The following is an 8513-nucleotide window of genomic DNA, read 5'->3' as shown; positions in this document are numbered from 1 at the left end:
GCGGAGAAGGCGCACCTGCTCGACTGTTTTCCCGACGGGCTGCTCCGGCGGATCGAGCACTTCGGCAGCACCGCCGTACCGGGACTCGCGGCCAAGCCCATCGTGGACATGCTCGTGGAGGTGACGAGCCTCGACGCGACCCGGGAGCGCATCGCCCCCGTGCTGGAGGCCCAGGGGTACGATTATTTCTGGCGTCCTTCCTGGGGAAACGACACGCCCCCCTACTACGCCTGGTTCATCCGGCGCGACCGCCGGGGCGTGCGGACCCACCACATCCACATGGTGGAGGCCCACTTCGAGCACTGGGACCGGCTGCTCTTCCGGGACTACCTCATCGCCGAGCCCCGCACGGCCCGGGCCTACGGGGCGCTGAAGCGAAGCCTCGCCGCCATCTTTCCCCGGGACCGCGTGGCCTACACCAGGGGAAAGACCGCCTTCGTCCTCCGCGTCACCGCCCTGGCGAAGGCCCGGTATGGTGCGCCCCGCCGGGAACGACGATGACGGCATCGAAAACAGGACGGCGGAGCCGTTTTTCGGCTCCGCCGTTTTTTAGTCTTCCGAAAGAGGGTTGACATGCCAGATAAATCACTCTATAGTAGAAAGCGTAATTTAACGCAAAATAGACGCATTGGTGGCGAAAAAAATGAGGATCGGACTCGTCGGACCATCAAGCCTTCTGCGAAAAACCCTCTCGGCGGTGGCGGAGCTGGAGGACGTGGCCTTCGTTCCTCTCGAATACGTCCTCCCCCGGGAGGCCCCCGATCTCGTGGACAGGAACCAGAACGACCTGGATGCCGTCTTCTTCTGCGGTTCCATTCCCTACTGCATCTGCCTCGATTCGGTGCGGCGCTCCGTCCCCTGGTCCTACCTTCCGCTTCGCACCACAGGGCTGCTCGTCGCCCTGGTCAACGCCCGGGAGCATCTCCGCGGCAGGGTGCGCATGAGCGTGGACACCCTGAGCGAAAGCGAGGTCCGCGAGGGCCTTGAGGACTGCTCCCTCGACATCGACGCCATTTTCACGCATGAGTTCGATTTTACCCATGTTTCCGTGGAGGAGATCGCGAAGTTCCATCTCGCGCTCGTGGCGGAAGGGAAGGTGGACATCTGCCTGACCTGCGTCGAGGCCGTGCACCGGTCCCTTCTCGGAAAAAACCTCCCCGCGTTCCGGGTGACGCCGGCGCGGCAGACCATCCGGAGCGCCGTGGAACGGCTGATTCTCGAAGTGCGCGGCCAGAGCAACACGCTTCTTCTGAGCGTGGTGGGCGTCTTTCGTCCGGAGGCCCCTTTCGAGGGGAGGCGCCAGTACGAGGAGGCCATGCTGAAGTTGAACGGCAGCCTGGTGGAGTACGCGAAAAGACGGGGCATTCTCGCCATTCCCCGGGATTCGTCCAGCTTTCAGACCATAGAGACCATGGGGCAGTTTCTTCTGGGGACGTCCGACCTCACCGATGTGTCGTTCCTCTCCGGAATGAGCGCCGCCTGCGGCTTTCCCGTGGTCGCGGGCTTCGGAGTGGGGCCGAGCCTGAGAATCGCGGAGGAGTACGCGGCGAAGGCAGCGGACGTGGCCCGGGAGAAGGGAAAAACCTGTTACCTCTTCGACGGCAAAAGCGCGCGCCCTCTCGGCATGTCCAGGGAACCGGCGATGCTCTTCTCCCATTTCGACGCGGAGATCGACGGGCTGGGAAAACGGATGGGGCTGGCGACGCCCACGCTCTGCAGATATGTCCAGGGGCTGATGTGTTTCGACGGAACGTTCACGGCGTCCGAGTTCGCGAAGATCGTGGGCATCCAGCCGAAAAGTTCCCGGAAGGTCATGAACATGCTCCTTGAGGCGGGGCTCGTCCGGGAGTGCGGTGTGCTTTCCTACGCGGGAAGGGGGCGGCCGCAGCGGCTCTACCGGGCGACGGAGGATGCGTTCCGGTTCCATTCCCGCACGCTGACCGGGGGAGGAGGGGATGTAGAGGAGCGAAGCAGGGTGTAAGCAAGGTCGTGCAGTCCGTCATCCACGGTGCAGTGCAGTCTGTAGCGCAGCGTCGTCCGTAGTCGCGGCATTCTTCTTCTCAGAGACGAACAGACAGCGAGGAAGGAGAGGCTTCATGAACAGAAACGGATATCGGTTTTTTGCGCTGACACTTGTTTTCGTGCTGTCCCTGGCAGTCCTCGGCGCGGGGGCTCCCGCGAAGGCCGCCGAATATACCTGGAGTTTCGCCCAACCCTGGACCCGCCCGCTGACCGATGCGTCGTTCACAAAGTTCTGCGACCGCGTGAAGGAATATTCGGGCGGCCGCATCGAGGTCCGCTTTTTCCCGAGCGGACAGCTTGGCAGCCACGACGAGAATTTCCACGCCATGCAGGAGGGGAGCCTCGAAATCGGCGTCTTTTCCCCCTATCCGACGCTCGTTCCCGGCGGGTGCGTTCCCAACATGACCTGGATCATCGTGAACTGGAACGAAATGCGCCTTGCCTACCGGCAACCCGACGGCATTCTCTACCGCGTCATGAAGGACGCCTTCGAGGACGTGGACGGGCACCTGCTCTTCGCCTGTTCCCAGGGTGCCTATGGCCTGGGCAACAACAAGCGTCCCCTGCGGACTCCCGACGACCTCAAGAACCTGAAGCTCCGGGTCTCCGCCTCTCCCGGCGGCGTGAAGACGCTGACGAACATGGGCAGGGGCAGAGGCGTCATGCTCGAGACGATTCCCTGGGGCGAACTGTACAACGCCCTTTCCCGGGGCGTCGTGGACGGATGCTGGACCATGTGGGCCTCTCTCGTGGAAGAGCGTCACTGCGAGGTGCTGAAGCACTATTCTGATCTCAATTTCATCTGGGACAGCACTTATGTGGTCATGAACAAGGAACTCTGGGACAGCCTGCCCGACGATCTCAAGGCGGCCGTCACGAAGGCCTCGCTCGAGACGGAGGCGGAGCTGCTCGCCGTTCAGGAGAAGGCCGAGAAGGACTTCGTGGAGAAACTCAAGGGGCGCAAGGATTTCACCATCACCTGGCTGACCCCGGAGGAGCGGGACGCCTTCCGCGAGGCCTCGGACATGGGGCCCATGTGGGAGGAACTGTGCGGCAAATGGCTCGAGGAACGGTATCCGGGGCAGAACATGGTGAAGGTCATCCCCGCGGAACTCGAGAAGATCCACAAGGAAGTGACCGCCAAGGGAGCGACGCAGTAACCCGGCTCGCGAACGAAGGGGGCGCGCTCCTGCGCGCCCCCTTCCGCTGAAAAGGAGGGAATGGCTTGCCCTGTATCGCCGCGATCCTCAAGGCCATCGAGAAGATCGAGAACTTCCTCTGCTACACCGGGCTGCTGGGGATCACCTACCTGACGTTCGTCCTGGTCGTCAACCGCTATCTCATCCACTGGGAGGTCATGTGGCTCGGCGACTTCACGCAATATCTGTTCGTCTTCATGGCCCTCTGTGCCATCGCGTTCACCACCCGGGAGGACGGGCACACCTCCGTGGACATCCTGAGCCAGGTGTTTCTCTCGGGAAAACCGAGGGCGCTGCGGGCCTACAAGACCGTCATTCACGCGCTCACGCTCGTCACGCTCTGTCTCTTCCACGGTCCCGTGCTGCAGTTCGCGACGAGGGCGATGAAGCGCCCGTCCTACGGAACGATGGTTCCCTGGTTCAACACCTCCTGGCTCATCGTGACCTGCTATGTCATGCTGGTTTTGTGCATTCTCCACACGGCGATGAGCCTGGTGGGACAGATTCCCCTTTTCGCCGGGCGAAAGGAGGCGGAGTGACATGGAAGCCTCCCTGGTCGCTCTCGTCACGCTCTTCGTCGGCATGGCCGTCGGCATGCCCCTCTGCTGGCTCTTCATCGCCAGCTCCATCGCGGGACTGCTGACGTCGGGTTCGTCGATCACCTTTCTGGCGGGAACCTTCTACCACGCGGTGGACAACAACGTCCTGATGGCCGTGGGCTTCTTCATCTTCGCCGGAAGCCTGCTCTCCGAGGCGGGGCTTGCGGACCGGATCGTGCGTTTCTCATACGCGCTGGGGGGGCGCCTCCGGGGGGGGGAGGGAGGCGGTCGGCATCGTCTCCACGCTCTTTCTCGGGGCGCTCACGGGCTCCTCGATTCCCTGCATTTCCGCGCTCATTCCCCTGCTCGTCCCCCGGCTCGAACGGTACGGATACGAGAAACGCTACACCGCCGCGGTGATCTGCTCCTGCTGTTTCCTGGGATATCTCATCCCCCCGAGCGTGCCCGCGCTGCTCTACTGTCTCATTGCCCAGCAGTCGGTCTCCGCCATGTTCCTGGCGACGGTCATTCCGGGGCTCCTGATCGCCGGAGGCTACGCGATCCTGAACTACGTCATCTGTCCCCGGTACATGAACCAGGCGCTGGTTCGGGAAACGCTCACCGTGTCAGCCACCTTTTCCGAGGCCGTGAAGGAGCTGGGCAGGTCCACCTGGGTCGCGCTTCCCGCGCTGGGATGTCCGGCGCTCATCATGGTGGGCATCTACGGCGGCATCTGCACGCCCAACGAGGCGGGGGCCATCGCCGCCGTGTACTGCATGGTCATCGGTTACTTCGTCTACCGGGACCTGACCCTCGAAGGGACCCGGCGGGCGCTCCACAGCTCCATCCTCTCCATCGGCGTCGTTCTCGTCCTCATCGCCACGGGAACCGTCTTCGGACGCTACCTCATCAAGATCGGGGTCGCCCAGATGGTGGCCAACTACGCCATGACCCTGTTTCACACCAAGGGCATGATCCTCCTGTCGATGAACGTGGTCCTGCTCGTCCTCGGCATGTTCATCGACGGCACGCCGATCCTCGTGCTGGCGGTGCCGCTCTTTCTTCCCCTCATGCAGGACCTGGGGGTCAACCTCGTGCATCTCGGCTCCATCGTCATCCTGAACATCGGGCTGGGGGTCATCACCCCGCCCTTCGCCATGTCCCTCTTCGTCGGCACCCGCCTCTCGGGGTGCACTTACATGGAGCTGGCGAAGATCGTCCTGGTGTTCTTCTTTCTCGTCGGCATTCCCGTGTTGCTGCTGACGACCTACATCCCGGCGCTTTCCTGCTGGCTCCCCACGCTCGTGCTGGGGCCGGAGGTCGTCGGACCGTGGTAAGATACCGCAGACAAGGAGCGCGAACGACCCTATGAAAATGGACCTTGCGATACGAAACGGTTTTCTCTTCGACGGCACGGGAAATCCCGCCGTGAAGGCGGACATGGGCATTGCGGACGGACGCATCGTCCGGATCGGACGGATCGACGGAACGGAGGCGGAGCGGACGCTCGACGCCTCGGGGCTCGCGGTCTGTCCCGGGTTCGTGGACATGCACAACCACGGGGACAACGGAATTCTGGCCTTCCCCTCCGCGGACAGCCACATCATGCAGGGGGTCACGACCTCGGTCACGGGGAACTGCGGCGAGTCCATGGCCCCCCTCGACGACGGGACGATCGAGCTGGCCCGACGCTATGTTGCTCCCTTCGTGCCTCCCTGCGAGGCGGTCGACTGGAGCTGGAGGACCAGCGGAGAATACATGAGGGCCGTCGCCGCCGTCGGAACGGCCCAGAACCTCGCCTTTCTCGTCGGGCAGGGAACGATCCGCATCGCCGCCAAGGGATTCGCCTCCTCCCGGGCGAGCGCCGCAGAGATGGCGCACATGAAGGCCCTGTTGCGGGAGGCTCTCGCCGACGGCTGTTTCGGCCTTTCGAGCGGCCTGATCTACCCGCCCGGGAGCTTCACCGGGACGGAGGAACTTCTCGAACTTGCCGGGGAACTCGCTCCGGCGGGCGCGCTCTACGCGACCCATCTGCGCAACGAGGGGAACTACCTTGCCGAATCGGTGGAGGAAGCCCTTGAACTCGGCAGGCGATGGAACGTCCCCGTGCAGCTCTCCCACCACAAGGCGCTCGGGCGCCCCAACTGGGGCAAGGTCCGCCACACCCTGCGCATGATGGAGGAGGCCCGCGCCGAGGGCATCGACGTGTGCTGCGACGCCTATCCCTACACGGCCGCGTCCACCACCGTGACGTCCCTGCTGCCTCCCTTCGCGCTCGAAGGAGGCGTGGAGGAGACGCTGCGGCGCCTCCGGGAACCGGAAGCGCGCCGCCGGATGGCCGAGGAGATCCGCAGGAAGGGATGTCAGTGGGAGAACTGGATCGCCGACGCGGGACTCGAGAACATCGTTCTGAGCGAGTGCTCCCTCCGCCCCGAGGTGGAGGGAAAGACCCTGCGGGAGATCGTCGGAACGCACGCTGCCGGGGCGGATCCTCTCGACGGCCTCTTCGACTTTCTCGCGGAGGTCCGGTGCCTGGCGAAGATGGTCATCTTCGCCATCGACGAGGAGGACATGAAGGCGGTGCTCGCCCATCCTCTCTCCTGCATCGCCTCCGACGCGTGGGTGTCCGCTCCGTCTGCGGGGGGCAGGCCGCACCCCAGGGGCTACGGAACCTTTCCGCGCTTCCTGCGCCGGTACGTGCTCGACGGGAAGCTCATGACGCTCCAGGAGGGCATCCGGAAGATCACCTCCATGCCCGCGTTCCGGCTGGGGCTGCAGGACCGGGGGCTGCTGCGCGAGGGATTCCGGGCGGATGTCACGCTCTTCGATCCGTACAGAATCTGCGACCATGCGACGTTCACCGATCCGCACCGCTTTCCCGAGGGCATTCCCTGGGTGATCGTCAACGGTGCCGTGGTGGTGGAGGAGGGACGGCTCACGGGCAGACGGCCCGGCATGATCCTCCGCAGGGCGTAACGGAAAGAACCGGAACGTGTCCGCCGATGCGGGGGAGACGACAGGGCCGGGGAACTGCCGATGGTTCCCGTCGGCGGTTTTTCGGTATGGTATCGTCGTGGCGGAGGGAACTCTCCGCGGCGGGGGCAAATGCCCGAGTCCGCCGGTGCGGACGCCCGGGGGCCCGACAGCGGACCCTTTTGAACATCCGGATAGTGCAAAACCCTGAACGAGGCGGGGAACGACGATGACTCCGAAAGAAACGGGCTCGACGGAACGACACGGCGAAACGGAGAAGACGGCTCCTCCGGAGCGGGTGCGGGAGAGTGCGCCGCCGGATGTGGAGGCGGTGCGACGGGGAGAACGAAGCAGCAGGCGATGCGGACACGGACAATGACGGCCTATGAGGCGGCGTCGGACACCCAGGCGGAGTGCGCCTGCGGTGCCGGAAATGCGGACGGAACGGGGCCGTCCGGGTCGACATCCCGGGATTTCCGGGATGCCGCCGGAGGTGGCGCCGGGATGTCTTCGGGCGGTCCTTCCGGCGATGCCCGCCCTCCGTCTTTCGAGGGATGCGACCCCGCCTGCCTCGGGTGCCTCGCGGGGCGGCTTTCTTCCGCCGCGTCGGAGGAGCGCAAGGTCGCCCGGGCGCGCCGGGCTCTCGCTCCCTGGGCGGAACGCCTGGCTCCGCTGGTGACGGCCCCGCCGGAGCGGCAGCTCGCCTACCGCGACCGGGTTGCCCTTGCGGCGCACCACGACCCCGCGGCGGGGTGGCGCTTCGGCATGGAGGGAACCGCCGACCGTCGCGCCGCACATCGGCGGGACGGCGCGAGCCGCCCACGCCCTTTCGTCTCGTTGATGGACTGTCCGCTCCATTCCCTCCGGGTAAAGGCGGTGCTGCGCCTCCTCGGCGACGCCCTCTCCGCCGCGGACCCCGGAGGAGCGCTGCCTCTGGCCTTTGTCGTCCTCTCGGGGAGACAGGCCACGCTCATTCTCAAGAGCGCCCGCGATCCCGGCGACGCGGCCCTGGGGCTTCCGCGGCTCCGGGATTCTCTCGCGGCGGCGGGCGGAGAGGGGCTCTGGCTGCACCTGCATCCCGCGGCGGGGGTGCGCCTCTTCGCCAGGAACGGATGGCGCCTCCTCTGGGGAACGCCCCGCTCCAGGGACGAGCGGGGACTGTTCTACGGCCCGACGGCCTTCGCCCAGCTTCTTCCGGAGCTGCACGACGCGTCCCTCGCGGCGGCGGCGGATTTTCTCCGTCCCGCTCCCGGGGACCGCGTGGCGGACCTCTACTGCGGCATCGGGGCGAGCCTCGCCCTGTGGCGTGCCCGGGGCGCCGAAGCCCTCGGCGTGGAGACCTCCCGAGAGGCCCTCGACTGCGCCGCCCGCAACGCTCCGGGAGCCCCGCTCCTGCGCGGAACCTGCGCGGCGCGCCTTCCCCAGATCCGTCCGTGGCTGGACGAGGCGTCTCCCGACCGGCGCCTCGTCTACGCAAATCCCCCCCGGTCCGGGCTCGAACCGGGCCTTGCGGAGGGGCTCGCCGCCTGCCGTCCCCGGCGCGCAGTCTATCTGGCCTGCAGTCCCGGCACGCTCGCCCGGGACCTGCGCCTCTTCGAGGCGCTGGGCTTCGGCGTGGCGCGCCTTCTCCCCTACGACTTCTTTCCCCGCACCGACGCCGTGGAAGTGCTGGCCCTGCTGGAACGCTGAGGACACACCGTCCCCTGCGCCTTTTCGCCTCCGTGTCGCTGTGCCTTCGTTCCTCTCGCAGCGGGTCGCGAAGTTGTGTGCGTTCCGCCTG

At 65.7% G+C, this 8513-nt stretch carries 7 protein-coding genes and 1 pseudogene; all 8 read left to right on the top strand.

Annotation, left to right across the window (positions count from 1 at the left end; translation table 11 throughout):
• On the top strand, nucleotides 1–501 hold a 501-nt coding region (locus tag Q1K49_RS03310), incomplete at its 5' end, for a GrpB family protein (protein WP_300522771.1).
• 142 nt (nucleotides 502–643) lie between these two features.
• A complete protein-coding gene (locus Q1K49_RS03305) occupies nucleotides 644–1981 on the top strand; it encodes a hypothetical protein (protein WP_300522769.1) in 1338 nt (445 codons plus the stop codon).
• A 115-nt stretch (nucleotides 1982–2096) separates the two neighbouring features.
• Nucleotides 2097–3182 (top strand): TRAP transporter substrate-binding protein, encoded by a 1086-nt coding sequence (locus tag Q1K49_RS03300; RefSeq protein WP_300522767.1) that lies wholly within the window; start codon nucleotides 2097–2099, stop codon nucleotides 3180–3182.
• Nucleotides 3183–3247: 65 nt separating this feature from the next.
• Nucleotides 3248–3760, top strand: a complete 513-nt coding sequence (locus Q1K49_RS03295) for a TRAP transporter small permease subunit (RefSeq protein WP_300522764.1) — start codon at nucleotides 3248–3250, stop codon at nucleotides 3758–3760.
• Nucleotide 3761: 1 nt separating this feature from the next.
• Nucleotides 3762–3980 (top strand): annotated as a pseudogene (locus Q1K49_RS03290) (TRAP transporter large permease subunit); the annotation flags it as partial.
• 1 nt (nucleotide 3981) lies between these two features.
• On the top strand, nucleotides 3982–5097 hold the full coding sequence (locus Q1K49_RS03285; protein ID WP_300522760.1) for a TRAP transporter large permease: 1116 nt from the start codon (nucleotides 3982–3984) through the stop codon (nucleotides 5095–5097).
• A gap of 31 nt (nucleotides 5098–5128) precedes the next feature.
• A complete protein-coding gene (locus Q1K49_RS03280) occupies nucleotides 5129–6736 on the top strand; it encodes a D-aminoacylase (RefSeq protein WP_300522759.1) in 1608 nt (535 codons plus the stop codon).
• 357 nt (nucleotides 6737–7093) lie between these two features.
• Entirely contained in the window at nucleotides 7094–8422 is a 1329-nt protein-coding gene (locus tag Q1K49_RS03275; protein WP_300522755.1) for a class I SAM-dependent RNA methyltransferase, read from the top strand.
• Nucleotides 8423–8513 lie beyond the last annotated feature (91 nt).

It is taken from the genome of Aminiphilus sp. (genome assembly GCF_029975095.1).
In the GTDB taxonomy this organism is placed as follows: Bacteria; Synergistota; Synergistia; order Synergistales; family Aminiphilaceae; genus Aminiphilus.
This window is presented reverse-complemented; position numbering and strand designations above follow the sequence as displayed.